The sequence below is a fragment of the Caulobacter sp. GW821-FHT12A07 genome (genome assembly GCF_058807655.1).
The window spans coordinates 134,902-158,607 of the sequence record NZ_JBXAQX010000002.1 but is presented as its reverse complement, the minus strand read 5'-3'; the positions used below and the strand labels follow the sequence as shown (position 1 = coordinate 158,607).

The 23,706-nt window shown below is 69.4% G+C and carries 26 protein-coding genes; 13 read left to right on the top strand and 13 right to left on the bottom strand.

Annotation, left to right across the window (positions count from 1 at the left end):
• Positions 1-2: 2 nt before the first annotated feature.
• The 3 genes from AC1RRS_RS04480 to AC1RRS_RS04470 form a co-directional block, all read right to left on the bottom strand.
• Positions 3-596 (bottom strand): PadR family transcriptional regulator, encoded by a 594-nt coding sequence (locus tag AC1RRS_RS04480; protein ID WP_492854120.1) that lies wholly within the window; start codon positions 594-596, stop codon positions 3-5.
• A gap of 132 nt (positions 597-728) precedes the next feature.
• Entirely contained in the window at positions 729-1,625 is an 897-nt protein-coding gene (locus tag AC1RRS_RS04475; protein ID WP_492854119.1) for a hydrogen peroxide-inducible genes activator, read from the bottom strand.
• A 142-nt stretch (positions 1,626-1,767) separates the two neighbouring features.
• Positions 1,768-2,634, bottom strand: coding sequence for an ATP-grasp domain-containing protein (locus AC1RRS_RS04470; protein WP_492854118.1), 867 nt, complete (start codon positions 2,632-2,634; stop codon positions 1,768-1,770).
• A 112-nt stretch (positions 2,635-2,746) separates the two neighbouring features.
• On the opposite strand from AC1RRS_RS04470, the gene AC1RRS_RS04465 reads away from it, so the two are divergent.
• Genes AC1RRS_RS04465 through AC1RRS_RS04440 form a run of 6 tightly spaced genes read left to right on the top strand, consistent with a single transcriptional unit; the run spans position 2,747 to position 6,834 of the window.
• Positions 2,747-3,736, top strand: a complete 990-nt coding sequence (locus tag AC1RRS_RS04465) for an adenosine kinase (protein WP_492854117.1) — start codon at positions 2,747-2,749, stop codon at positions 3,734-3,736.
• Positions 3,737-3,772: 36 nt separating this feature from the next.
• Positions 3,773-4,363 (top strand): imidazoleglycerol-phosphate dehydratase HisB, encoded by a 591-nt coding sequence (gene hisB, locus AC1RRS_RS04460; RefSeq protein WP_101713144.1) that lies wholly within the window; start codon positions 3,773-3,775, stop codon positions 4,361-4,363.
• 5 nt (positions 4,364-4,368) lie between these two features.
• Complete coding sequence (gene hisH / locus AC1RRS_RS04455; protein ID WP_492854116.1) at positions 4,369-5,010, top strand: imidazole glycerol phosphate synthase subunit HisH; 642 nt, start codon at positions 4,369-4,371, stop codon at positions 5,008-5,010.
• On the top strand, positions 4,998-5,732 hold the full coding sequence (hisA, locus tag AC1RRS_RS04450) for a 1-(5-phosphoribosyl)-5-[(5-phosphoribosylamino)methylideneamino]imidazole-4-carboxamide isomerase (protein ID WP_199228335.1): 735 nt from the start codon (positions 4,998-5,000) through the stop codon (positions 5,730-5,732). Before hisH ends, hisA begins: the two co-directional genes overlap by 13 nt.
• A complete protein-coding gene (hisF, locus tag AC1RRS_RS04445; protein ID WP_487291630.1) occupies positions 5,732-6,514 on the top strand; it encodes an imidazole glycerol phosphate synthase subunit HisF in 783 nt (260 codons plus the stop codon). The genes hisA and hisF overlap by 1 nt, the downstream gene beginning before the upstream one ends.
• Entirely contained in the window at positions 6,511-6,834 is a 324-nt protein-coding gene (locus AC1RRS_RS04440; protein WP_492854115.1) for a phosphoribosyl-ATP diphosphatase, read from the top strand. Before hisF ends, AC1RRS_RS04440 begins: the two co-directional genes overlap by 4 nt.
• Before the next feature lie 42 nt (positions 6,835-6,876).
• Here the strand turns inward: AC1RRS_RS04440 and AC1RRS_RS04435 are convergent, their stop codons facing one another.
• The 3 genes from AC1RRS_RS04435 to timA are packed head-to-tail and all read right to left on the bottom strand — an operon-like array spanning position 6,877 to position 9,233.
• Positions 6,877-7,452, bottom strand: a complete 576-nt coding sequence (locus tag AC1RRS_RS04435; protein WP_492854114.1) for a Smr/MutS family protein — start codon at positions 7,450-7,452, stop codon at positions 6,877-6,879.
• 18 nt (positions 7,453-7,470) lie between these two features.
• Positions 7,471-8,631: a murein transglycosylase A gene (mltA, locus tag AC1RRS_RS04430; RefSeq protein WP_492854113.1), complete on the bottom strand. Its 1,161-nt coding sequence runs from the start codon at positions 8,629-8,631 to the stop codon at positions 7,471-7,473.
• Positions 8,631-9,233 (bottom strand): TIM44-related membrane protein TimA, encoded by a 603-nt coding sequence (gene timA / locus AC1RRS_RS04425; protein ID WP_487291635.1) that lies wholly within the window; start codon positions 9,231-9,233, stop codon positions 8,631-8,633. The genes mltA and timA overlap by 1 nt, the downstream gene beginning before the upstream one ends.
• Positions 9,234-9,395: 162 nt before the next feature.
• On the opposite strand from timA, the gene secB reads away from it, so the two are divergent.
• Positions 9,396-9,890 carry a protein-export chaperone SecB gene (gene secB, locus AC1RRS_RS04420; protein WP_492854112.1) on the top strand — a complete coding sequence of 165 codons (495 nt, stop codon included), beginning with the start codon at positions 9,396-9,398 and terminating at the stop codon, positions 9,888-9,890.
• Between the two features lie 81 nt (positions 9,891-9,971).
• Here the strand turns inward: secB and AC1RRS_RS04415 are convergent, their stop codons facing one another.
• Positions 9,972-10,658 (bottom strand): response regulator transcription factor, encoded by a 687-nt coding sequence (locus AC1RRS_RS04415; RefSeq protein WP_198575488.1) that lies wholly within the window; start codon positions 10,656-10,658, stop codon positions 9,972-9,974.
• Positions 10,659-10,724: 66 nt separating this feature from the next.
• On the opposite strand from AC1RRS_RS04415, the gene AC1RRS_RS04410 reads away from it, so the two are divergent.
• Complete coding sequence (locus AC1RRS_RS04410) at positions 10,725-11,237, top strand: L,D-transpeptidase family protein (RefSeq protein WP_492854111.1); 513 nt, start codon at positions 10,725-10,727, stop codon at positions 11,235-11,237.
• 878 nt (positions 11,238-12,115) lie between these two features.
• Here AC1RRS_RS04410 and AC1RRS_RS04405 read toward each other — a convergent pair.
• Positions 12,116-12,760, bottom strand: coding sequence for a YggS family pyridoxal phosphate-dependent enzyme (locus AC1RRS_RS04405; protein WP_492854110.1), 645 nt, complete (start codon positions 12,758-12,760; stop codon positions 12,116-12,118).
• On the opposite strand from AC1RRS_RS04405, the gene AC1RRS_RS04400 reads away from it, so the two are divergent.
• The gene (locus AC1RRS_RS04400; RefSeq protein ID WP_492854109.1) at positions 12,759-13,385 is read left to right on the top strand and encodes a thiamine phosphate synthase; all 627 of its coding nucleotides are present in this window, start codon (positions 12,759-12,761) and stop codon (positions 13,383-13,385) included. The two genes, AC1RRS_RS04405 and AC1RRS_RS04400, sit on opposite strands and share 2 nt — an antisense overlap.
• Before the next feature lie 185 nt (positions 13,386-13,570).
• Here the strand turns inward: AC1RRS_RS04400 and AC1RRS_RS04395 are convergent, their stop codons facing one another.
• Positions 13,571-13,969, bottom strand: a complete 399-nt coding sequence (locus tag AC1RRS_RS04395; RefSeq protein ID WP_492854108.1) for an NtrZ family periplasmic regulatory protein — start codon at positions 13,967-13,969, stop codon at positions 13,571-13,573.
• Positions 13,970-14,246: 277 nt separating this feature from the next.
• On the opposite strand from AC1RRS_RS04395, the gene AC1RRS_RS04390 reads away from it, so the two are divergent.
• From AC1RRS_RS04390 to holA, 4 genes are all read left to right on the top strand, one after another.
• Entirely contained in the window at positions 14,247-14,777 is a 531-nt protein-coding gene (locus tag AC1RRS_RS04390; protein ID WP_492854107.1) for a DUF3576 domain-containing protein, read from the top strand.
• A gap of 149 nt (positions 14,778-14,926) precedes the next feature.
• The gene (gene leuS / locus AC1RRS_RS04385; RefSeq protein WP_492854106.1) at positions 14,927-17,518 is read left to right on the top strand and encodes a leucine--tRNA ligase; all 2,592 of its coding nucleotides are present in this window, start codon (positions 14,927-14,929) and stop codon (positions 17,516-17,518) included.
• A 3-nt stretch (positions 17,519-17,521) separates the two neighbouring features.
• Complete coding sequence (lptE, locus tag AC1RRS_RS04380; protein ID WP_492854105.1) at positions 17,522-18,016, top strand: LPS assembly lipoprotein LptE; 495 nt, start codon at positions 17,522-17,524, stop codon at positions 18,014-18,016.
• A gap of 10 nt (positions 18,017-18,026) precedes the next feature.
• On the top strand, positions 18,027-19,076 hold the full coding sequence (gene holA, locus AC1RRS_RS04375; protein WP_233245169.1) for a DNA polymerase III subunit delta: 1,050 nt from the start codon (positions 18,027-18,029) through the stop codon (positions 19,074-19,076).
• Positions 19,077-19,380: 304 nt separating this feature from the next.
• Here holA and AC1RRS_RS04370 read toward each other — a convergent pair whose 3' ends face one another.
• From AC1RRS_RS04370 to mnmG, 4 genes are all read right to left on the bottom strand, one after another.
• Positions 19,381-20,277 carry a ParB/RepB/Spo0J family partition protein gene (locus AC1RRS_RS04370; protein WP_487291662.1) on the bottom strand — a complete coding sequence of 299 codons (897 nt, stop codon included), beginning with the start codon at positions 20,275-20,277 and terminating at the stop codon, positions 19,381-19,383.
• A 90-nt stretch (positions 20,278-20,367) separates the two neighbouring features.
• The gene (locus tag AC1RRS_RS04365) at positions 20,368-21,174 is read right to left on the bottom strand and encodes a ParA family protein (protein WP_110121127.1); all 807 of its coding nucleotides are present in this window, start codon (positions 21,172-21,174) and stop codon (positions 20,368-20,370) included.
• A complete protein-coding gene (gene rsmG, locus AC1RRS_RS04360) occupies positions 21,158-21,817 on the bottom strand; it encodes a 16S rRNA (guanine(527)-N(7))-methyltransferase RsmG (protein ID WP_492854104.1) in 660 nt (219 codons plus the stop codon). The genes AC1RRS_RS04365 and rsmG overlap by 17 nt, the downstream gene beginning before the upstream one ends.
• A complete protein-coding gene (gene mnmG / locus AC1RRS_RS04355; protein WP_492854452.1) occupies positions 21,817-23,688 on the bottom strand; it encodes a tRNA uridine-5-carboxymethylaminomethyl(34) synthesis enzyme MnmG in 1,872 nt (623 codons plus the stop codon). The genes rsmG and mnmG overlap by 1 nt, the downstream gene beginning before the upstream one ends.
• Positions 23,689-23,706 lie beyond the last annotated feature (18 nt).

Below are 23,706 nucleotides of genomic sequence, written 5' to 3'. Positions count from 1 at the left end.
CGTCAGACAGCTTCGATCGCCGCGGCCGCGTCGTCCAGGGCCTTGGCGACAGCCGCGATCTGCTCGGCCGACAGGCTGCCGGCGTGCAGCTTCAGCCGCAGGGCGGTCTTGAGGTTCTCGCGGGCCCGCAGGATCTGCGGCGCGAAGGCGGCGCTGCGCGAGGCGGCTTCGGCCATGCGGGCGAAGAGGCCGTTCACCGGCTGGGCGTTGGCTTCCAGGAAGGCCTGGCCTTCGTCGGTGATGGTGTAGAGCTTCTTGCCGCCGCCGGCGTCGGTCGCGGCCACGTAGCCCAGCTCTTCCAGCAGGGTCAGGGTCGGGTAGATCACGCCGGGGCTGGGGCTGTAGGCGCCGCCGGCCGCGGTCTCGACCGCCTTGATCAGTTCGTAGCCGTGGCTGGGCTTCTCGGCGATCAGCTTCAGGACCACGAGGCGCAGGTCGCCGTGGTCGAAGAACCGGCCGCCGCCGCGCGGACCGCCGCGGCCGAAGCCCCGACCGCCCATGCCGCCGCCGTGTTCGCGACCGTCGAAGCCGAAGGGATGGCGGCTGTGATGACCGCCGTGGCGGCCGTGGTGGGGATGATGATGACGTCCAAACATGTATGCTCTTTCGATGCAGTTTCGTTATATCGAAATGATAGATATATCGAAATCGCGGACGGTCAAGAGCTATTTAGATATATCTGATGCTATCGAATGCGACGGGCTGTCGCAGGCGGGGACGCCGAGGCCTCAGGCCGCCCGCAGGGTCTCGGCCAGCAGGCGGCCCTCGGCGGCGCGGCTGGAACCGGCCCGCCAGGCGACGACGATCTCGCGGCTGGACTGGGCCGTGTTCAGCGGTCGCACCGTCACCGGGGCGTTCTCGGCCAGGCCCGCCTGCACCGCCATGGCCGGCAGGAACGACACGCCCAGGCCCGAGCCGATCATCTGCACCAGGGTGGGCAGCGAGGTGGCCGCGAAGCTTTCGTCCTCGCCATTGGCCTTGGGCGGTTCCAGGCCGCAGGCCGACAGGGCGTGGTCGCGCAGGCAGTGGCCGTCTTCGAGCAGGATCAGCTCCTGGCCGTCGAGGCTGGAAGGATCGACCCGCTCCTGCAGAGCCATCGGGTGATTGGCCGGCGCGGCGGCCAGCAGTTCGTCGTCCTCGACATGGGCCCAGTCCAGACCGCTCATGTCGTAGGGCAGGGCGATCAGGGCCGCGTCCAGCGAGCCGGCCTTCAGCGAGGCGATCAGGCGCTGGGTCAGGTCCTCGCGAAGGAAGAGGCGCAGCTTGGGAAACTGGTCGCGCAGCATCGGCAGGGCGCGCGGCAGCAGGTAGGGCGCCACGGTCGGGATCACGCCCAGCCGGAAACGCCCGGCCAGCGGCTGGCCCGCCCCGCGGGCGGCCTGCACCAGGTCTTCGGTCTGGGCGAGAATGGCGGTGGCCCGGCGCACGGCCTCCTGGCCGGCGGCGGTCAGGATCACCCCCGAGCGGGCGCGGTCCACCACCGGCGCGCCGAGGATCTTCTCCAGTTCCTGGATCCCGGCCGACAGGGTGGGCTGGGTGACATAGCAGGCCTCGGCGGCCCGGCTGAACGAGCCGTGCTCGGACAGGAGCTTCAGATATTGCATCTGGCGAAGGGTCGGGAGCATGGCTTACGATATAGGCCGCCTCTATCGAAACTCCAAAAGCAATCGAACCGATTTCGGGCTCGTCGCCGGCGAACGATCGTGCGCATGTCGCCCGCGGCCCATCCAGCGCCTAAAGAACGCCCATGCCCTTCCCTGCCCTCCCCTAAAGCGCCGCTTTCACCGCCTTGGCGAACGCCGCCCCGTGGTCGTGGGCGTGCTCGAGGAAGAGATCCGGCTCGATGATCTCCAGCTCCATCAGTTGCGGGGTGTGGTCGAGGCCGCGGATCAGGTCGACGCGGGCGTAGGTCAGGGGCGCTCCGACGGCGTCCAGCACCATGCGGGCGGCGTGCAGGGCCTCGGGCTCGGGCGCGATCTCGCTGACCTTGCCGCCGTACTGCGGCTGCACCCGGAAGTCGCCGGGCACGGCCACCTTGGTCACCGCATGGCTGAAGACCCCGTCGAAGAAGAACAGCGACAGCTCCCCCTCCTCGCCCACCGCCGGCAGGAACGGCTGGATCAGGGCCGGGCCGGTGGGCGCGCCGGAGAGGTCGAAGTCGCGACCCAGCTTCACCGTCTGGTGCGAGCCGCCGGAAACCTGGGGCTTGGCGACGACGACATCGACCTGGAAGCGATCGCGGGCCTCCACGACGGCTTCGGGCGTGACCTTGTCCAGCGTGATCGTCGGCACCACCGGCGCGCCCTTGGCGGCCAGTTCCGGCAGATAGGTCTTGGCCGTGTTCCAGCGCAGCAGCGACGGCGGGTTGGCCGTGCGCATGCCGCCAGCCTCCAGGGCGTCGAGCCGCGCGTACCATTCGGGCTCGCGATGGTGATAGCCCCAGCTGAGCAGCGGCAGGACGATCCCCTGCCCGTCCGCATCGACCGGATCTGTCCAGGAGCGCGACGCGACGGTCAGGCCCAGGGTGCGTAAGGGCGTCGCCAGACGCTCGAACAGCGGCGGCCAGCTCTGGGCGAAGCGCGGTTCGTCGGCGGCGGGGACCAGGATCAGGACGTCGGGGCGGGCGGTGCTCATGCCCCCAGGGTTAGAAAGCCGCACCGTATCGGGCAAGCCCCGCGTTGCCTTGCCGGCCCCGTTCCTTTACTTGCCAACGGTTCTCTTTTCGCAGTCCCTATCGGAACCCCTCATGACCGCCCTCTACGACGTCGCCGCCATCGGCAACGCCATCGTCGACGTCATCGCCCAGTGCGACGACGCCTTCCTGGACGCGCAAGGGTTGGTCAAGGGCTCGATGGCGCTGATCGACACGACGCGCGCGACCAGCCTGTACGACGCCATGGCCGCCGGCATCGAGGCCTCGGGCGGCAGCGCCGGCAACACCGTGGCGGGCGTGGCCAGCTTCGGCGGCAAGGCCGCCTTCATCGGCAAGGTCGCCGACGACCAGCTGGGCCGCGTCTTCACCCACGACATGCGCGCCATCGGCGGCACCTTCACCACCCCGCCGCTGGCGGAAGGCCCGGCCACCGCCCAGTGCCTGATCAACGTCACCCCCGACGCCCAGCGCACCATGTCGACCTATCTGGGCGCCTGCGTCGAACTGACCGCCGCCGACGTCGACCCGGCCATCATCGAGGCCGCCCAGTACGCCTATCTCGAAGGCTATCTGTTCGACCCGCTGGAAGCCCGCCGCGCCTTCGCCAAGGCCGCCGCTCTGAGCCATGGCTCGGGCCGGAGGATCGCCATCACGCTTTCGGACAGCTTCGTCGTGGATCGTCACCGCGAGGCCCTGCTGGGCTTCGTCGAGACCCAGTGCGACATCGTCTTCGCCAACGCCTCCGAAGTGTGCGCCCTGTTCCAGACCGACGATTTCGATGCGGCCGTGAAGGAACTGGCCAAGCGGGTCGAGATCGCCGCCGTCACCCGAAGCGAAAAGGGTTCGGTGGTCGCCCAAGGCGACAGCGTCCATGAAATCTCGGCCTTCCCCGTGGAAAAAGTCGTGGACACGACGGGCGCGGGCGACCAATACGCCGCAGGTTTCCTCTACGGCCTCTCCCAGGGCCGCTCGCTGGCCGACTGCGGCAAGCTGGGCTCCCTGGCCGCCGCAGAGGTCATCGCCCACTATGGTCCGCGTCCGCAGGTCAAGCTGCGCGACCTGGCCGCCCAGAACGGACTCTAACCACCCAAGGCCCGCCCGGGCCTTCAAGGACGAAGCATGGCCCGCACCGCTGAAGTGGTCCGCGAGACGAAAGAGACCCAGATCCGGGTCTGGATCGATCTCGACGGGACCGGCGCCTCGACGATCTCCACCGGCATTGGTTTCTACGACCATATGCTGGAGAGCTTCGCGCGCCACGGCGGCTTCGACCTGAAGATCGAGACCAAGGGCGACCTGCACATCGACATGCACCACACGGTGGAAGACACCGGGATCGTGCTGGGTCAGGCGATCAACAAGGCGCTGGACGGCTTCAAGGGCATCCGGCGCTTCGGCCACGCCTACATCCCGATGGACGAGACCCTGACGCGCTGCGCCATCGATCTGTCCAACCGCGCCTATCTGATCTGGAAGGTCGAGTTCAAGCGGCCCAAGGTCGGCGAGATGGACACCGAGCTCTTCAAGGAGTTCCATCACGCGTTCGCCATGAACTGCGGGGCGTGCATCCATCTGGAGACGCTGTACGGCGACAACACCCACCACGTGGCGGAGAGCGGCTTCAAGGCGCTTGCCCGGGCCCTGCGTCAGGCGGTGGAGTTCGATCCGAAGACCGGCGGCCAGGCGCCGTCGACCAAGGGCGTGCTGTAGGTTCCATGCAAACTCTCGCCCTGATCGACTACGGGTCGGGCAACCTGCGATCTGCGGAGAAGGCCTTGAACGAGGCCGCCCGCCGACGCGGCGTCGCCGCCTCCATCGTCGTCACCGCCGATCCCGACCTCGTGGCCAAGGCCGACCGGGTGTTCCTGCCCGGCGTCGGGGCCTTCGCCTCGTGCCGCGCGGGCCTGGACGCCTCGGGCGTGTTCGAGGCCATGAACGAGGCCGTGCACCAGCGCGGCGCGCCGTTCATGGGCATCTGCGTCGGCCATCAGCTGCTGGCCACCGAAGGTCTCGAGTTCGGCGTCACGCCGGGCCTCGACTGGATCGGCGGCCAGGTGAAGAAGCTTCACCCGGCCGATCCCTCGCTGACCATCCCGCACATGGGCTGGAACGCGATCGCCTTCTCGCGCGCTCACGCCCTGTTCGCGGGCATCGAGGACGGCGCCCACATGTACTACGCCAATTCCTTTGCCCTGGCGGCGGCCGATCCGGCCGACGTGGTGGCGACCAGCGACCACGGCGGCGCGTTCGTCGCGGCGGTGGCCAAGGGGAATGTCGCGGGCGTACAATTCCACCCCGAAAAATCACAAGCCGCCGGGCTCGCCCTGCTCGCCAACTTCCTGGAATGGCGCCCATGATCCTCTATCCCGCCATCGACCTGAAGGACGGCCAGTGCGTGCGCCTGCTACACGGCGACATGGACAAGGCCACGGTCTTCAACAACAGCCCGGCCGACCAGGCCCAGCGCTTCGTCAAGGACGGCTTCTCGTGGCTGCACGTCGTTGACCTGAACGGCGCCATCGAAGGCAAGTCGGTGAACACCGCCGCCGTGCAGTCGATCCTGGAGTCGATCTCGATCCCGGTGCAGCTGGGCGGCGGCATCCGCACCCTGGAAGGCATCGAGGCCTGGATCGAGGCCGGCGTGTCGCGCGTCATCCTCGGCACCGTGGCCGTCCACGATCCGGACCTGGTCCGCAAGGCCGCCCGCCTGTGGCCCGAGCAGATCGCCGTGGCCGTCGACGTGCGTGACGGCAAGGTCGCCATCGACGGCTGGACCGGCCTGTCGGACATCGACGCCATCACCCTGGGCAAGCGCTTCGAGGACGTGGGCGTGGCCGCCCTGATCGTCACCGACATCAGCCGCGACGGCGCCCTGACCGGCGTCAACGTCGAGGGCGTGGGCGAACTGGCCGACGCGGTCTCGATCCCCGTCATCGCCTCGGGCGGCGTCGCCTCGGTGGCCGACATCGAGCGACTGAAGGCCCGCAAGGGCGTCGAGGTCGCCGGCGCCATCCTGGGCCGATCGCTCTACGCCGGCACGATCAAGCCCTCCGAAGCCCTGGTCGCGGCGGCGCTCTGATGCTGAAGACCCGGATCATTCCTTGCCTCGACGTCAAGGACGGCCGGGTCGTCAAGGGCGTCAACTTCGTCGACCTGCGCGACGCCGGCGACCCCGTCGAGCAGGCCGCGGCCTATGACGCGGCCGGCGCCGACGAACTGATGTTCCTCGACATCACCGCGTCCAGCGAAGGCCGCGGCCTGATCCTGGACGTCATTTCGCGCACCGCCGAGGTCTGCTTCATGCCCGTCTCGGTGGGCGGGGGCGTGCGCCAGGTGGCCGACATGCGCCGCCTGCTGCTGGCCGGCGCCGACAAGGTCTCGACCAACACCGCCGCCGTCGAGAACCCCGACCTGATCGCCGCCGGCGCCGACGCCTTCGGGGCCCAGTGCGTGGTGGTTGCCATCGACGCCAAGGCCCGGCCGGACGGCTCCGGCTGGAACGTCTGGACCTATGGCGGCCGCAAGGACACCGGCCTCGACGTCGTCGACTGGGCCGCCAAGGTGGTCGAGCGCGGCGCGGGCGAGATCCTGCTGACCTCGATGGACCGCGACGGGGCCAAGATCGGCTACGACATCCCGCTGCTGCAGGCGGTGACGGGCGCGGTGAACGTGCCGGTGATCGCCTCGGGCGGCGCGGGCAAGACCGAGCACCTGGTCGAAGCCGCCCGCGACGGCCACGCCGCCGCCGTGCTGGCCGCCTCGATCTTCCATTTCGGCGAGATCTCGATCGGCGAGGCCAAGGCCGCCATGGCCGCCGCCGGCGTGCCGGTGCGCCTGGATCCGGCGCGGGCGGTCGCATGAGCCGGCTGTTCGAAGTCCTGGAGCGGCTGGCCGCCACCGTCGAGAGCCGCAAGGGTGGCGATCCGAGCGCGTCCTACACCGCCAAGCTGCTGAACGATCCGGCCCTGGCCGCCAAGAAGCTGGGCGAGGAAGCCGTCGAGACGGTGATCGCCGCCGTGGCGCAGGGTCCCGAGGCCCTGGCCTCGGAAAGCGCCGACCTGCTGTATCACTGGCTGGCGCTGATGGCGGCTTCCGGCGTGTCGCTGGACGCCGTGGCCGAGAAGCTGGAAGCCCGCGAAGGGACCTCTGGGCACGCGGAGAAAGCGTCGCGAGGCAGCTGATCCTGACCCCTCTCCAGAGGGAGAGGGAGCAGACCTGCCCATCTACCCCTTACGCTTCAGCGCCACGTAGAGAGCGCCCTCGCCGCCGTGGCGCTGGTCGGCCGGCGACACCCCGGCGATCATCTCGCGCAGGACCGGAGCGGCCAGCCATTCGGGCGTGCGCTGGCGCAGGACGCCGTGGCCGACCTTGCCCTTGCCGGTGATCACCAGCACCGCCCGATGGCCGTCGTCGAACGCCCGGCGGATGAACCGCTCCAAGGTCGCTCGGGCCTGGTCCTGATCGAGGCCGTGCATGTCGAGGCGAGCGCCGATCGGATCGTGGGCCTTGGCGATGCGGCGATGGCGGTTGGGCTCGATGCGTTCGGGCGGCGGCTTGGACGCCTTGGGCTTGGGCTTGAGCGCCGGAATGTCGGCCGGATCGATGCGCAGCGGGGCGATCGAGGCCAGGCGGGTCGGCGGAGCGACCTCGGCGGCGTGACCCATCAGCTCGGCCTTGGCCGGACGAACCTTGACCTTGGCGCGCATCTTCAACGGCGTCTCGCCGGCCTTGGCGCGCACCGTGGAGGCCACCAGCCGCCAGAGGCGCTGGCCGTCGTCGTCGGGCGGCCGCTTGCTCATCGGATCAGGCCCCGGGGATCAGGATTGCGGCTGAGGGACCAGACGCCACAGGCGCAGGTCGTGACGCACGCGGCCGGCCTCGGTTCCCGCCGCCTGGCCGGTGCCCATGTAGAGGTCGGCCCGCACCGCGCCCTTGATGGCGCCGCCGGTGTCCAGCGCCACCACGGCCCGGCGATAGGTCGGGAAGGCCCCGGTCAGCTTGGGAGCGCTGGCGTCGATCCAGTAGAGGCCGCCCAGGGCGTTCTGGCTGGGATCGACGGCGATGGCGCGGCCCGCCGGCAGCGGCACGTTGGCGGCGCCGGTGGCCTGGCGGCCGTCGTCGGGCAGGGTCTGGAAGAACACGTAGCGCGGGTTCAGCCGCATGATCTCGTCGGCCTTGGGACCGCGATTGGCCGCCAGCCAGCCGCGGATCGCCTCGCCCGAGGTGTCGCCGTCGGCCAGCAGGCCACGATCGCGCATGGCGGTGGCGATGCCGGTGAAGGGCTTGCCGTTATGGGCGGCGAAGGCCGCGCGCACGCGGCGGCCGTCGGGCAGGGTCAGAACGCCCGAGCCCTGGATCTGCAGGAAGAACAGGTCCTCGGGCCGCAGCCAGGCCAGCGGCCGGTCCAGCGGCGAGGCCTCGATGGCGGCGCGGTCGTCATAGGGGGTGAAGGTCCCGCCGGCGACGCGGCCGGCCACGGTCTTGCCCTTCAGGGTCGGATCGAAGGCGCCCAGGTCGAGCATGACCAGGTCGGCCGGACGCCCGCGCATCGGGGCGCTGAACTCGGCCGAACGCGACATCCGCGCCTCGTATTCCGGCGCGAAATAGGCGGTCAGCAAGCCCTGGCCGGCGATCGGCTCGGGACGGAAATTGGCTTCCAGGAACAGGCGCGCCCGGGCGTCGTCGACCGGCCCGGCCTGCTTGGCCTTCCGGCACACCTCGGCCGTGGGCGGATCCTTGGCGACGCCGCAGGTCTCGCGGAAGGCCTGCAGGGCGGCGGCGTGGTCTTCCTCGTTCCAGCCCTGCAGCGCCGAGAAGCCGGCCCCTGAAGAGACCGGCGGAGTGGGTTGCGGCCGAGGCGTCGGGGTCGTCGAGGGCGGGATCGGCGCCGTCGGAGTGATCGGCAGGGGCGGCGCGGCCGTCGTACAGGCGGCCAGAACCAGGGCGGCCGCCGCGGCGGTCAGGACGGAACGCAACATCAGGCCTCGGCGACCGCGACGCGCACCAGGGTCCAGTTGGGATTGCGGCTCTTGAGATCGCGCTCGAAGGTCCACATGTCGGCCGTGCGGCGATCGTCCACCGCCTCGCCGGCGGCGCTGGTCGAGCGGGTGCGCACCTCGCCGAGGATCCGCACCACCGCGCGGCCCACGTCGCCCTCGACCGAGGCGCTGTCGAGATCCACGCGCGGCAGGGTCAGCAGCTCGACGCTCTCGGTGCGGCCCTCGGCCTCGCGAGCGACGATCGCGCCCTCGAAATTGGCCATGACGTCAGGCGCCAGCAACGGCCGGAGGGTTTCGCGATCGCCGGCGGCGAAGGCCTTGAGGATCATCTCGTAGGCCTGGCGGGCGCCCACCAGGAATCGGCCGACGTCGAAGTCGGGCTGGCGCGCGCGCAGGGCGGCGACGCCGGTGGCGGCCACCGGGGCCACGGTCTCCGGGTTTTCGGCCGGGCGACCGGCGGCTGGAGCGGCCACGGCGGCGGGCGTGTCCTCGGGCTGACGCCCGATCCGCCGGCCAAGCACGGCGTAGAGCTGGTAGAGGACGACAGCGGCGAGCACCGCGAAGACGATCAGTTCAGTCACGACAAATTCCGCATCGGGCCGTCGATGGCGACGACAGCCTTCCTATATAGGCGAAGCGACCGCCCGCGTCAGGCGCCTGACGTTGCACGGCGTTCTCGCACATGTTAGCAGCGCCGCTCACGCCTAAGGCCGGGCGACCCGCGCCGAACACGGAAAACGTTCATGACCGACACCATCGGCGCTCCGCCCGCCGCCCAGGACGACAACGAAGCGGCCGCCGCCGGCATCCGCATCGTCGCCCAGTTCGTTCGCGACCTCTCGTTCGAAAACCCGCTGGCTCCGGACTCGCTCCGCGCCGCCGCCGACCAGCCCGCCATCGACATGGGCGTCGAGATGAACGCCCGCGGCCGCAATGACGGCCTGTTCGAAGTGGACCTGAAGCTGTCGGCCCGCGCCACGCGCGGCGAGACCGCCGTGTTCCACGTCGAGGTCGTCTACGGCGGCCTGTTCCACATCACCGGCGTGCCGGAAGAAGCCCTCGAGCAGGTCCTGCTGATCGAGTGCCCGCGCTTCCTGTTCCCGTTCGCCCGTCGCCTGATCGCCGACGTGACCAGCGAAGGCGGCTTCCCGCCCTTCCTGATCGACCCGATCGACTTCGGCGGCGTCTACGCCGCGCGCAAGGCCCAGGCCGAAGGCGCGCCGATCGGCAACGCCTGATCCAGGCGCGATCGCTGAATTGAAGAAGGCCCGGAGCGAAAGCCCCGGGCCTTTCTTTTTGCTCGCCCGTCGGCGGCGCGGCTACGGCTGCAGCCGGTAGCCGCCCGCCTCGGTGATCAGGATCCGCGCCACGGCCGGATCGGGCTCGATCTTCTGGCGCAGGCGATAGACGTGAGTCTCCAGCGTGTGGGTGGTGACGCCGGCGTTGTAGCCCCAGACCTCGGTCAGCAGCTCCTCGCGCGACACCGGCTTGGAGCCGGCGCGGTAGAGGTACTTGAGGATGTTGGTTTCCTTCTCGGTCAGCCGCACCTTCTTCTGCTTGTCGTCGACGAGCAGCTTGGCGGACGGCCGGAACTCGTAGGGACCGATGCGGAACAGCGCGTCCTCCGAGGCCTCGTAGCTGCGCAGCTGGGCGCGGATGCGGGCCAGCAGCACCCCGAAGCGGAAGGGCTTGGTGACATAGTCGTTGGCGCCCGATTCCAGGCCCAGGATGGTGTCGCTGTCGCTGGCGGCGGCCGTCAGCATGATCACCGGCGCGGTGACGCCGTTCTTGCGCATCAGCCGGCAGGCCTCGCGGCCGTCCATGTCGGGCAGGTCGACGTCGAGCAGGATCAGGTCCGGCTTGATCTCGCGGGCCTGGCGCACGCCTTCGCCGGCGGTGGCGCATTCGGCCACGGCGAATTCCTCGTGCAGGGCGAGCTGTTCGGCCAAGGCGCCGCGCAGATCGTCGTCGTCGTCGATGAGAAGCAGGGTCTTGCGTTGCGCCATGAGCCGGAACATGACCGCTGCGAGGCCCGGCGCCAAGGGGCGCGGCTTGCGGGAGCGGGGTTTGCGATGATCTTCCAGGCGTATTCGGACGGAACGATCGATCTGGGCGACGGCCGGAGCGTGCGCTGCGCCCTCGGCAAGGCCGGCGTCATCGCCGCAACCGACAAGCGCGAGGGCGACAACCGAAGCCCGCTGGGGACCTGGAGCATCCGCAAGGTGCTCTACCGCCCCGACGTCTATCCAAACGGCCCCGCGACGGCCCTGCCCGTCGCGCCGATCGCGCCGGACGACGGCTGGTGCGATGCGCCCGGCGACCCGAACTACAATCGACCGGTGAAACTGCCCTACCCGGCCAGCGCCGAGCGGATGTGGCGCGAGGATTCGGTCTACGACCTGGTCGGCGTCCTGGCCCACAACGACGATCCGCCGGTTCCGGGCATGGGCTCGGCGATCTTCCTGCACCTGGCGCGGGAGGGATATCCGGGCACGGAAGGCTGCGTGGCCCTGGCGCGGGCGGACATCGAGGCGCTGCTGGCGAAGGCCCAGCCGGGGGATGCGATCGGGATCTCGGAGGCGTGAGCTCAAGACGTCTGGCCCTGTGAGGTGATCCTTCTCCCCTTGCGGGAGAGGGCACGGGTCGGCGGCCTCCCGTGGCGATCCACGAAAGTTGGCGGGGAGGCGCGGAGCGACCGGGCGGAGCCCGGAGACCGTATGGTTTGTTTGCGTTTCGGCTTCGTCAGACCGCTCCGCCGCATCGTAGGCTCGAAGGACCGGGGGCGCGGGCCTCTTTCAGCCCTGGACCCGGTTGTCCCTCGGACGGGCAGGATCAATAGCCCCGCGGTGATCCGGCGGCGCCTCGGCTGATCCTGTTAGGCCGGTTTGAAACGATCCCGGCCCTGTCGACCCGCAAGTCTCGTCACGGAACGGCTTGGCGGCCCAATCACGCCTTCTGAGCGATCCTGCAAACCCGCCCTTCCCATGACGCCCCAAGCGGCCCCGCTCGATGCGATCCACAGCCGCTAACTCGGGCCGGTACCAAGAGCCCTCCCCATGGCTGGGATGGCTTTGATTATGGGGCGGGTTGAGTGGGGGAGGATAAGTTGGGATTATAAAGTTGTAGGGCGTTGAGTTCGCTGAACTCTTTTCCGCATTCGCCGTGTGAGCAGCGTGCGTATCCCTCGACCCTTCTCCCCTTGCGGGAGAAGGTGGCGGCCTAAGGCCGACGGATGAGGGGTCTCTCAGACATCGGACATCGCGCCCGGCCTGACCGCCGCACGCGGTTTTCAGTTTTGAGAGACCCCTCACCCGACCTGCTTCGCAGGCCACCCTCTCCCGCAGGGGGAGAGGGATCAGCGGTCGTGGGTTTCAGAAAAAGCCTGGGTCCCCGCTTTCGCGGGGATTTTACGGGAGGAGGAAGCGGTCAGGCGCTGGGGCTTTCCCTTCAAGCGGAGAAACCTCTACCGCGCCCCGAACAGCGCCGAGCCCACGCGCACCGAGGTGGCTCCACAGGCGATGGCGGTTTCGAAGTCGTCGCTCATGCCCATGGAGAGCTTCGCAAGGCCGTTGCGGGCGGCGATCTGCGCCAGCAGCCGGAAGTGCGGCGCGGGATCCTCGTCGGCCGGCGGGATGCACATCAGGCCTTCCACGGCGAGGCCGTAGGTCCCTCGGCAAACGGCGATGAAGGTATCAGCGTCGGCGGGGTTGATCCCGGCCTTCTGCGGCTCCTCGCCGGTGTTGACCTGGACGTAGAGGCGCGGGGCCCTGCCCTGGGCCTGGACCTCGTCGGCCAGCACGCGGGCCAGCTTTTCCCGATCCAGGGTCTCGATGACGTCGAAGAAGGCCACCGCGTCGCGGGCCTTGTTGGTCTGCAGGGGGCCGATCAGGCGCAGTTCGATCTCGCCGCGACGCGCGCTCCAGCGCTCCTTGGCCTCCTGCACGCGGTTCTCGCCGAAAACCCGCTGGCCCCCGTCGAAGACCGGGGCGATATGGTCCCAGGGCTGCAGCTTCGACACCGCCACCAGTTGGACGGCGTCGGCGGCGCGGCCGGCGGCCTTCGCGGCGGCGGCGATGCGGGACTGGATGGAGATCAGGGCTTCGGACATGGCGGACCAGGAAACGGACAGTCTGGAGACCCTCTCTAGAACGGTCGCGCGGCTTCGCCCATGGGCCTGGTCCGGCGATCCCCTGCCCCGGCTGCTGTTTTTCACCGATCCGGTCCGCACGCCCGATCCGGAAGGCGTCGCCGAGCGCCTACCGGCGGGAGCCGGGATCGTCTACCGCCCGTTCGACGCCGCCGACGCGATCGAGCGCGGCCTGCGTCTCGCCGAGATCGCTCGCCATCGCGGCCTGCTGCTGCTGGCCGGCGCCGATCCGGCCCTGGGCGAAGCGATCGGCGCGCATGGGGTGCACCTGCCCCAGCGCCTGGCCAAGACCGCCCCGGCGATCCGCACGGCCCATCCGACCTGGCGGCTGACGGCGGCGGCGCACGATGCAACCGCGGCGCGGGCGGCCGAACTGGCCGGGGTCGAAGCGCTGGTGGTCTCTCCGGTCTTTGCCAGCAACAGCCCCTCGGCAGGGACGCCACTGGGGGTCGAGGGTCTGGCCGCGATCGCCGCGCAAACGGCCCTGCCCGCCTATGCCTTGGGGGGCGTCAATGCGCGGACCGCCGACGCGCTGGTCGGCGCGGGCGTCTATGGTCTGGCGGGGATCGAAGGGTTCGGCGTCTAGAGCCGCCCCTCATTCCGTCATTCCCGCCCTTGTGGCGGGAACCCCTCGGTCAACCGCAAGGGCGGATGGGGCGGACTGCTGAGCAGTCCGCTGGCGCTTCACCTGCGAACGGAACCAGGGGTTCCCGCCACAAGGGCGGGAATGACGGGAGTTTTATAGGTTGGGGATCGAGCGCGAAGCTCGGATCAGAACTTGAACGCCGTCTCGAGCTTCACGCGCGGGGCGGGCTCGCGGGTTTCGTTCTTGCGGGCGGCCACGGCGGGGTTGTTCTCGCCCAGGGCCACGGCGCCGCCGACGCGGATCGACGGGGTGACCTTGAAGTAGGCCCCGGCCTGGACGTCCTTCAGCTCCATGTCGCGGCCGACGGGCTGGTCGAGGTCGAGCTTGAGGCCCCACTTGCCCTTGCGGGCGTCGAATTCGAGGGTCTTCTTCGGGCCTTGCGGGCTGAAGGGCGCGCCCTGCGAACCGGTGAAGTCGTTCTTGACGGAGAAGTCGGCGGTGGCGGGCGCGGTGCGGGTCTTCGTCTGGGCGTGCGCGATCGAGGCCGATCCCGTCAGGATCAGCGCGGCGGCGGCGCCTGCCATTACGAATTGGGTCGCGACCTTCGTCACTCGACACCTGTCCCCAAAATTACCCCTGCCCGAACCCTATATAGGCACGGACACCCTGAACGCCGAATAAAGGCCTGAATACAACGCGGTCAACAGGGCTTGGATCACGCGGATCGTCGCAGGTTACGATTCAAGCGGCGCCTGTGGCGGTCATGTCACGCGATTCCTGTTTTGACGCGGCGCGGCCATGCTATAGAGCCGTTCCGGCTGCGGGGGCGCGCCTGGGCTGCGCGCACGCGCCGGCAGACATTTGGAGCAAGGTACTATGGCGTTTGAGCGTGGGTCGGTGTTGCGCGGCGTCGCCGCTGGCGTTCTGGCGCTGTCGGTTCTCGGCGTTGGCGCTTGCAGCAGCAACAAGCCGCCCAAGACCTTCACGACCCAGAGCGAAGAGCCGGGCTTCCAGCCCTTTGGCCTCTTCAAGAAGAGCGCGCCCAAGACCGCCCCGAGCGAAGGCTCGATCGGCGTTAACGGCTTCCTGTGGCGCGCGTCGCTGGACACCCTGGCGTTCATGCCGCTGGCCTCGGCCGACCCGTACGGCGGCGTGATCGTCACCGACTGGTACGTGAACCCCGAAAAGCCGGAAGAGCGGTTCAAGGCGACCGTCTACATCCTCGACACCCGCCTGCGCGCCGATGGTCTGAACGTGACCATCTTCAAGCAGGCCAAGGACGCTTCGGGCGCCTGGGTCGACACGGCGGCCGCGGACCAGACCGCGACCGACATCGAGAACGCCATCCTGACGCGCGCGCGCCAGCTTCGCCTCTCGAACATCAAGAACTAAGGACCTTTCGTCCTTCGCACGCCTTTCGGGAGCTCCCTGGCGACAAGGGGCTCCCGTTCGCATATTTAGGCGCGCCCGGACCGCGAAACCGCTTATGACCATTGCGGAACGCGCCCGAGGCGCATCGACCGCAAGCATCTCTGGTTTCCATGGCCCGCTACAATCCCAAAGACACCGAGCCGAAGTGGCGTGAACGCTGGGCGCAAGCCGAGACCTTCCTGACGCCGATCACCCCGGATGCGCGGCCGAAATACTACGTGCTCGAGATGTTCCCCTATCCGTCGGGGCGCATCCACATGGGCCACGTGCGCAACTACGCCATGGGCGACGTCGTGGCCCGCTACAAGCGCGCCCAGGGCTTCAACGTGTTGCACCCGATGGGCTGGGACGCTTTCGGCATGCCGGCCGAGAACGCCGCCATGGAGCGCGGCGTCCACCCCAAGGGCTGGACCTACGACAACATCGCCGCCATGCGCGAGCAGCTGAAGGCCCTGGGCCTGTCGGTCGACTGGTCGCGCGAGTTCGCCACCTGCGACCCGGAATATTACGGCAAGCAGCAGGCCTGGTTCCTGCGCCTGCTGAAGCGCGGCCTGGTCTATCGCAAGGAAGCCTCGGTCAACTGGGACCCGGTCGACATGACCGTGCTGGCCAATGAGCAGGTCATCGACGGCAAGGGCTGGCGCTCGGGCGCGACCGTGGAGAAGCGCAAGCTGACCCAGTGGTTCCTGCGCATCACCGACTACGCCGACGCCCTGATCGACGGCCTGAAGACCCTGGATCGCTGGCCCGAGAAGGTCCGCATCATGCAGGAGAACTGGATCGGCCGGTCCAAGGGCCTGCGGTTCAAGTTCCAGTTCGAGGGCGAAGCTCCGGACGGCCTGGCCGAGGGACTGGAGGTCTACACCACCCGTCCCGACACCCTGTTCGGCGCCAGCTTCGTGGGCATCGCCCCCGAGCACCCGCTGGCCGAGCAGCTGGCGGTCGAGAACCCCGACCTGCAGGCCTTCATCGCCGAATGCCGCAAGGGCGGCACTTCGGAAGCCGACATCGAGGGCGCCGAGAAGCTGGGTCGCGACACCGGCCTGCGGGTGAAGCACCCGCTGGACCCGTCGATCACCCTGCCCGTCTGGATCGCCAACTTCATCCTGATGGACTACGGCACCGGCGCGATCTTCGCCTGCCCGGCCCACGACCAGCGCGACCTGGACTTCGCCCGCAAGTACGACCTGCCGGTCAAGCCGGTGGTGCTGCCGGCGGGCGCGGATCCGGCCGAGTTCACGGTCGGCAAGGAGGCCTATGTCGGCCCCGGCAAGATCTTCAATTCGGAGTTCCTGGACGGGATGGACGTCGAGGCCGCCAAGGCCGAGGCGGTGGCCCGCATCGAGGCCGCCGGTCAGGGCCAGGGCGCGACCGTCTACCGCCTGCGCGACTGGGGCGTCTCGCGCCAGCGCTACTGGGGCTGCCCGATCCCGGTCATCCACTGCGAGGCCTGCGGCCCGGTGTCGGTGCCGGAAGACCAGCTGCCGGTGGTGCTGCCCGAGGACGTCACCTTCGATCCCAACAAGCCGGGCAACCCGCTGGTGCGGCACCCGACCTGGAAGCACGTCAATTGCCCGTCGTGCGGCGCCCCGGCCGAGCGCGAAACCGACACGCTGGACACCTTCGTCGACAGCAGCTGGTACTTCGCCCGCTTCACCGATCCGACCGCGGCCGAGCCGATCGACAAGGCCTGCGCCGACCACTGGATGCCGGTCGACCAGTATATCGGCGGCGTCGAGCACGCGGTGCTGCACCTGCTGTACGCCCGCTTCATCACCAAGGCGCTGAAGGACGAGGGCCTGCTGTCGGTGGACGAGCCGTTCGCGGGCCTGTTCACCCAGGGCATGGTCACCCACGAGGCCTACAAGAACGAGGCCGGCGAGTGGGTCGAGCCGTCGGACGTGGTGATCACGGCCGAGGGCGCCAGCCGCACCGCCAAGCACGCCAAGACCGGCGCGCCGATCGTCATCGGCGACATCGAGAAGATGTCGAAGTCGAAGAAGAACGTCGTCGCTCCGGAAGACATCTTCGAGGCCTACGGCGTCGACGCCGCGCGCCTGTTCGTGATGAGCGACAGCCCGCCCGAGCGCGACGTGCAGTGGACCAACAGCGGCGTGGAGGGCTCCTGGCGCTTCACCCACCGCCTGTGGAACGAGTTCGACAGCCAGCCGGCCGGCGACTTCGCCCACGACGAGGCCGACGAGACGGCCCTGGCCCTGCGCAAGGCGGCCCACAAGCTGATCGGCTTCGTCACCGACAGCATCGAGGGCTTCCGCTTCAACAGCGGCGTGGCGCGCCTGTACGAGTTCCTGAACGCCCTGAAGGCCGCTCCGGCTGAAGGCGCTTCGCAAGCCGTGCTGGCGGCCCGCGCCGAGGCCCTGGACATCCTGGCCCGCCTGGTCGCCCCGTTCACCCCTCACCTGGCCGAAGAGGCCTGGGTGCGTCTGGGTCGCGAGGGCATGGTGGTCGACGCCGCCTGGCCCAAGGCCGACCCGGCCCTGGCCGCCGACGACGAGCGCGTGCTGCCGATCCAGATCAACGGCAAGCGCCGCGGCGAGATCAAGGTCAAGGCCGGCGCCCCGGACGACGAGGTGCAGAAAATCGCTCTGGCGGATCCGGGCGTCATGGCCCACCTTGAGGGGGTCACGGTCCGCAAGGTGATCGTGGTCAAAGACCGCATCGTCAACATCGTGGCGAACTGATCCATGAAGCGTCTCCTGACGGCCGCCGCCCTCCTCTCGACCCTGGCCCTCTCGGCCTGCGGTTTCACCCCGCTCTACGCCCAGCACGGGGTCACCGGCGGGCTCGGCGCGATCGAGGTGGTGGCCGCCGAGGGCCGCGCCGGCTACCTGCTGCGCGAGCAGCTGGAAGACGCCCTGGCGCGCAACCCCAGCGTCCTGCCCTCGCACCGCCTGAGCTACACGGTGAAGGAAAACCGCTACGCCCGCGGCGTGCGCGTGGACAACGTGGCCAACCGCTACGAGCTCAACATGAAGGTCGACTGGAAGCTGGTCGACGCCACGACCGGCTCGGAGGTCCGCAAGGGCCAGACGATCGCCGTGGTGACCTACGATTCCGCCGACCAGCCCTATGCGGCCATCGCCGCCCAGCAGGACGGCCAGGAACGGGCCGCCGCCGAGGTGGCGCGCAAGATCCAGCTGGACCTCGCCGCCTGGCTGGCCGGCAAGGCGCCCGCCTGACCTCGTGGCCATTCTTTCCAAGCGGCAGGACGTCGAGCGGTTCCTGAAGGATCCGACCCCCGACGTCCGGGCCGTCGTCATCTACGGCAAGGATCGCGGCGTCGTGCGCGACCGCGCCACCCAGCTCGCCCACAAGGTGGTCGAGCGGCCCGACGATCCCTTCGACACCGCCCTGCTGACCGAGGGCGACCTCGACAGCCAGCCGGGCCGTCTGGAAGACGAGCTGGCCGCCCTGTCGATGATGGGCGGCAAGCGCCTGGTGCGCCTGCGCCTGATGGGCGAGAAGGCCGGTCCCGACAAGCAGGCCGCCGAGGCCCTCACCGCCCATGTCGAGGGCCGCCTGAACCCCGAGGCCTTCTTCCTGGTCGAGGCCGGGGCCCTGGGCCGCGACTCCGCCCTGCGCAAGACGGGTGAGAAGGCCAACGGCTGCTACGTCATCCCCTGCTACGAGGACGAGGTCGGCGACATGGCGCGCCTGACCCGCGACGCGCTGTCCAGGGACGGCGTCAGCCTCAACGGCGAGGCGCTCGACCTGTTCGTCAACCGCCTGCCCAAGGAGCGCGGCGTGGCCCGCGCCGAGATCGAACGGCTGGCGTTGTATCTCGGCCCCAACAGCGGCGTGGTGGCCACGCCGGCCGACCTGACCGACTTTCTCGGCGTCGAGCCCGAGGCTTCGCTGAGCGACGCCGCCGCCGACGCCTTCGGCGGCCGCATCGGTCCCGCCCAGGCCGGCCTGCGCCGCGCCGCCCAGGAGGGTGAAGGCGGCCCCGCGGCCGTGCGGGCCATGGGCTACTATCTGGGCCGCCTGCGCCGCACCCTGACCCTGCACAAGAACGGCGTGGATCTCGGGGCCGCCGCCAAGGCCTCGGGCGTGTTCTGGAAGACCGAGCGCGAGTTTCTGCGCCAGGCCCGCGCCTGGTCGCTCGAACATCTCCTGACCGTGCAGCAGGACATCCTGACCGCTGACAAGGCCTGCAAGACCTCCGGCTCGCCCGACCAGCTGATCGCCGAACGCCTGGCCCTGCAGATCGCCGGCCGCGCGCGGCGGCTGGGGCTGTAACGTCTTACGCCGAGCATCCCCGCGAAGACGGGGACCCAGACCGAACTCCGCAAGCCGGAAGACGCGAGATCGAGATTCGCTCCGAACGGCAAAGCCTTTTCGTCAGGCCCGCCGTCGATCTTGTGGAAAGTCGTCTGGAAACGGACGACCGATTTGACGGTCCGAATTCCACTTTCATCTTGCTGAGCAAGGGTTTAGCGCGAAATCAGCGCCGCCCCGCCCTCGCCTGTGGCGAACGGCGCGGCCCGATTATACGGCCGCGCCTTCTTCCGTGCGTGACAGAAGACCCTCAAGACGCCCCGTTTCAGGCGCCCCGGGTCAGGCGGTTGCAGAGGTCGTCCAGCTGCTCGAGCGTCGCATAGCGGACGATCAGCGAACCGGCGCCGCCGCGATGGTCGATCTCGACATCGAGGCCGAGCACCGACGACAGGTCGGCTTCCAGGGCCTGGGTGTCGGTGTCCTTGGCGCGCGGCGCCTTGGGCGCGCCACCGGCCTTGGCGCGCGGGGTCGCATCGCCGGTCTGGGCGACGCGGGCCAGGGCTTCGGTCTCGCGCACCGACAGGCCGCCGTCGATGACCTGCTGGGCCAGGGCGCCGGGATCGGCCGCCGTGGCGATGGCGCGGGCGTGGCCGGCGGTCAGAGCCCCGGTGACCAGGTGCTGTTGCACGGCTTCCGGCAGGGCCAGCAGGCGCAGCGTGTTGGCCACATGGCTGCGGCTCTTGCCGATGGTCTGGGCGATCGCGTCCTGGGTGCGGCCGAACTTGTCCATCAGCACGCGGTAGCTCAGCGCCTCTTCGAGGATGTTGAGGTCCGAGCGCTGGACGTTCTCGATGATGCCGATCTCGAGCACGGCCAGGTCGTCGAGCTCGCGCACGATGATCGGCACGGTCTTGAGGCCGGCCCGCTGGGCGGCGCGCCAGCGACGCTCACCGGCGACGATCTGGTACTCGCCCGGAGCGCCCGGCGCCGGCCGCACCAGGATCGGCTGCAGCACGCCCTTCTCGGCGATCGAGTTGGCCAGTTCTACCAGGTCATCCTCGCGGAAGGTCCGGCGGGGCTGATCGGGATTACGCTTCAGCAGCTCGATCGGCGCCTCGCGCGAGCCGCCGGTATTGTCGCCCGGCGCCTGTGCGGGGGCCGCATCGACCTCGCCCAGCAGCGCCGACAGACCGCGACCCAGACCCCGACGGCCTTCCGACATCCCCGCTTCACCGACCACGACCGTCTCCTGGAAACTTCAAATTCGATAACGACTTCGACCCGTATCCTCAGGTCGTCTTCACCCTGTGGATCAGGCCGCCTGGGCCTGACGGTCCTTCTCGCGGCTGATGACCTCGCGGGCCAGGCGCAGATAGGCCTGCGATCCGGCGCATTTGAGATCGTACAGCAGCACCGGCTTGCCGAACGACGGCGCCTCCGACACCCGGACGTTGCGCGGTATGACCGCGTCATAGACCTTGTCGCCGAAGTGATCCCGGACATCCTTGGCCACCTGTTCGGACAGGCTGTTGCGGCGATCGTACATGGTCAGCACCACGCCCTGGATCTCCAGGCGCGGATTGAGGCTGCCACGCACGCGCTCGATGGTGCGGATCAGCTGGGTCAGGCCCTCCAGGGCGAAGAACTCGCACTGCAGCGGCACGAACACGGCGTCGGCCGCGGTCATGGCGTTGACCGTCAGCACGTTCAGCGACGGCGGGCAGTCGATCAGCACATAGGTGTAGGGCCCGTTGGCGCGCAGCGGCTCCAGGGCGTCGCGCAGGCGGTAGGAACGGCGGGCCACCTGACCCAGCTCCAGTTCCACGCCCGACAGATCGGCGTCGGCCGGGATCACGTCCAGGCCCGGCAGCGAGGTCTGGACGGCCGCCTCGATCACCGGCGCCTCGCCCATCAGCACGTCGTACAGCGTCTTCTTGCGCTGCAGGCGGCCGATGCCCAGGCCCGTCGAGCAGTTGCCCTGCGGGTCGGCGTCGATCAGCAGCACGCGCTCGCCGCAGGCCGCCAGGGCGGTGCCCAGGTTGATGGCCGTGGTGGTCTTGCCCACCCCGCCCTTCTGGTTGGCGACGGCCAGGACTCTCAGCTCAGACTTTGCGGACACGGCTCAGCCCCTTGATTTGCACGACATGGCCGCGCGGATCGCTCTTGGAGCTCCGCACGTCCGACTCGAACTTCCAGGTCTTCTCGGCTTCGGCGATCTCGGCGGCGACCTCCTGGCCCTTCAGGAGCCAGGCGACCGCGCCGCGCTTGAAATAGGGTTGGGCGAATTCCAGCAGGCGCGGCATCGGCGCGCAGGCCCGGGCCGTGACCACCTGGACCTTCAGGTCCAGGCTCTCGGCGCGAGCGTTGTGGATCTCGACCGGCAGGTCGAGCTCGCGGGAAACGGCCTCGAGGAAGCGGCAGCGCTTGGCCATGCTCTCGACGAGGTGGACCTTGGCCCCCGGAACGTCCTTCAGCAGGATGGCCAGCACCACGCCGGGCAGGCCGGCGCCGGCCCCCAGGTCGGCCCAGACCTTGGCCTGGGGGGCGAAGGTCAGCAGCTGGGCGCTGTCCCAGGCGTGGCGGTTCCAATAGGCGGCCATCGAGGCCGGGCCCACCAGGTTCATCACCGCGTTCCACTCGGCCAGCAGTTCGCGATAGCGGGCGAGATCCGCGATCTGGACGTCGGTCGCGCCCGTCAGCCTCTGGAAGGCCGGGGCGTCGACCGGGTCGAGCGCCTCAATGACGAGTTCCGAAACAGCCATCAGGCGGCGCGACCCCGACGGACGTGGGCCAGCAGGGCCGTCAGCGCGCCGGGGGTCACCCCCTCGATGCGGGCGGCCTGGCCAAGGGTCAGGGGCTTCACACGGATCAGCTTCTCGCGCACCTCGTTCGAGAGGCTGCCGATGTCGCGGTAGTCGAGGTCGGCCGGCAGGCGCAGGTCCTCGTCCTTGCGCAGGGATTCGGCGTCGGCGCGCTGGCGGTCGAGATAGCCGGCATAGGCCGCCTCGATCTCAATTTGCTCGCGGGCCATCGGGCTCCAGTCGGCGATCTCCGGCCAGACGCGGACCAGATCGTCGAGGCCGACGTCGGGATAGGCCAGCATGGCCAGGACGTCGCGGCGCTGGCCGTCGGCATTGACCTTGAAACCGGCTTTGACCGCTTCGGCCGGAGTCATATTGAGGGCGCGAGCACGGGCGCGAACGGCGTCCAACTCGGCGGCCTTGGCCTCCCAGGCGGCGGCGCGGGTCTCGCCGACGACGCCCAGTTCGACGCCGCGCCCGGTCAGGCGCTGGTCGGCGTTGTCGGCGCGCAGGGTCAGGCGGAACTCGGCCCGGCTGGTGAACATGCGGTAGGGCTCGGTCACGCCACGTGTGACCAGGTCGTCGATCATCACGCCGATATAGGCCTCGTCGCGGGCGAAGACGGCCGGCTCGCGGCCCAGCGCCGACAGCGCGGCGTTCATGCCGGCGACCAGCCCTTGCGCGCCGGCCTCTTCATAGCCCGTGGTGCCGTTGATCTGGCCGGCCAGATATAGGCCCGGCAGGCGCTTGGTCTCCAGCGTGGCGTAGAGCTCGCGCGGATCGACATAGTCGTATTCGATCGCATAGCCGTAGCGGATCACCTCCACGGCCTCGAGACCGGGGATGGTGCGCAGGAAGAGCAGCTGGGTCTCGGCCGAGACCGAGGTCGAGACGCCGTTCGGATAGACGGTGTCATCGTCCAGGCCTTCGGGCTCCAGGAACACCTGGTGGCTGGTCTTGTCGGCGAAGCGGACGACCTTGTCCTCGATCGACGGGCAATAGCGCGGGCCGATCCCGGTGGCGCGGCCGCCATAGACGGCGGATTCGCCCAGGCGCTCAGCGATGATCTTGTGGGTTTCCTCGGTCGTATAGGTGATGCCGCAGCGGATCTGCGGCACATCGATACGGTCGTTGAGGAAGGAGAACGGCACGGGCTCTTCGTCGGCCGCCTGCATCTCCAGGCGGTCCCAGGCGATAGTCTTGCCGTCGAGACGGGCGGGCGTGCCGGTCTTCAGGCGGCCCATGTCGAAGCCCAGGCCGTAGAGGCGGTCGGACAGGCCTATGGACGGCTGGTCGCCCACGCGGCCGGCCGGGATGCGGGTCTCGCCTTGGTGGATCAGGCCCTTGAGGAAGGTGCCGGTGGTCAGCACGACCTTGGGGGCGCGATAGACGCTCCCCTCCCCGTCCACGGCGCCGGCCACGTGGCCGTCCTCGACGATGAGGTCTTCGGCGGCGGCGGCGATGACGTTGAGGTTCGGATAGGCGAACAGCTCGGCCTGCATGGCCTCGCGATAGAGCTTGCGGTCGATCTGCGAGCGCGGGCCACGTACAGCGGGGCCCTTGGAGCGGTTCAGCATCCGATACTGGATGCCGGCCTTGTCGGCCATGCGGCCCATCAGGCCGTCCAGGGCGTCGATCTCGCGAACCAGGTGGCCCTTGCCCAGGCCGCCGATGGCCGGGTTGCACGACATCTCGCCGACGGTTTCACGTTTGTGGGTCAGCAGCAGGGTGCGCGCACCCGTGCGCGCCGCGGCAGCCGCAGCTTCGCAGCCGGCATGACCGCCGCCGATGACGATGACGTCCCAGGCCTGTTGGCCATTGGGGGGCGAGATAGTGGACAAGGGAGAAGC

Excerpts from the sequence above, each read along its gene's own strand:
- AC1RRS_RS04480 (WP_492854120.1), bottom strand. The coding sequence starts at position 596 with ATGTTTGGACGTCATCATCATCCCCACCACGGCCGCCACGGCGGTCAT.
- AC1RRS_RS04475 (WP_492854119.1), bottom strand. The coding sequence starts at position 1,625 with ATGCTCCCGACCCTTCGCCAGATGCAATATCTGAAGCTCCTGTCCGAG.
- AC1RRS_RS04470 (WP_492854118.1), bottom strand. The coding sequence starts at position 2,634 with ATGAGCACCGCCCGCCCCGACGTCCTGATCCTGGTCCCCGCCGCCGAC.
- AC1RRS_RS04465 (WP_492854117.1), top strand. The coding sequence starts at position 2,747 with ATGACCGCCCTCTACGACGTCGCCGCCATCGGCAACGCCATCGTCGAC.
- hisB (WP_101713144.1), top strand. The coding sequence starts at position 3,773 with ATGGCCCGCACCGCTGAAGTGGTCCGCGAGACGAAAGAGACCCAGATC.
- hisH (WP_492854116.1), top strand. The coding sequence starts at position 4,369 with ATGCAAACTCTCGCCCTGATCGACTACGGGTCGGGCAACCTGCGATCT.
- hisA (WP_199228335.1), top strand. The coding sequence starts at position 4,998 with ATGGCGCCCATGATCCTCTATCCCGCCATCGACCTGAAGGACGGCCAG.
- hisF (WP_487291630.1), top strand. The coding sequence starts at position 5,732 with ATGCTGAAGACCCGGATCATTCCTTGCCTCGACGTCAAGGACGGCCGG.
- AC1RRS_RS04440 (WP_492854115.1), top strand. The coding sequence starts at position 6,511 with ATGAGCCGGCTGTTCGAAGTCCTGGAGCGGCTGGCCGCCACCGTCGAG.
- AC1RRS_RS04435 (WP_492854114.1), bottom strand. The coding sequence starts at position 7,452 with ATGAGCAAGCGGCCGCCCGACGACGACGGCCAGCGCCTCTGGCGGCTG.
- mltA (WP_492854113.1), bottom strand. The coding sequence starts at position 8,631 with ATGTTGCGTTCCGTCCTGACCGCCGCGGCGGCCGCCCTGGTTCTGGCC.
- secB (WP_492854112.1), top strand. The coding sequence starts at position 9,396 with ATGACCGACACCATCGGCGCTCCGCCCGCCGCCCAGGACGACAACGAA.
- AC1RRS_RS04415 (WP_198575488.1), bottom strand. The coding sequence starts at position 10,658 with ATGGCGCAACGCAAGACCCTGCTTCTCATCGACGACGACGACGATCTG.
- AC1RRS_RS04410 (WP_492854111.1), top strand. The coding sequence starts at position 10,725 with ATGATCTTCCAGGCGTATTCGGACGGAACGATCGATCTGGGCGACGGC.
- AC1RRS_RS04400 (WP_492854109.1), top strand. The coding sequence starts at position 12,759 with ATGGCGGACCAGGAAACGGACAGTCTGGAGACCCTCTCTAGAACGGTC.
- AC1RRS_RS04405 (WP_492854110.1), bottom strand. The coding sequence starts at position 12,760 with ATGTCCGAAGCCCTGATCTCCATCCAGTCCCGCATCGCCGCCGCCGCG.
- AC1RRS_RS04395 (WP_492854108.1), bottom strand. The coding sequence starts at position 13,969 with ATGGCAGGCGCCGCCGCCGCGCTGATCCTGACGGGATCGGCCTCGATC.
- leuS (WP_492854106.1), top strand. The coding sequence starts at position 14,927 with ATGGCCCGCTACAATCCCAAAGACACCGAGCCGAAGTGGCGTGAACGC.
- lptE (WP_492854105.1), top strand. The coding sequence starts at position 17,522 with ATGAAGCGTCTCCTGACGGCCGCCGCCCTCCTCTCGACCCTGGCCCTC.
- AC1RRS_RS04370 (WP_487291662.1), bottom strand. The coding sequence starts at position 20,277 with ATGTCGGAAGGCCGTCGGGGTCTGGGTCGCGGTCTGTCGGCGCTGCTG.
- rsmG (WP_492854104.1), bottom strand. The coding sequence starts at position 21,817 with ATGGCTGTTTCGGAACTCGTCATTGAGGCGCTCGACCCGGTCGACGCC.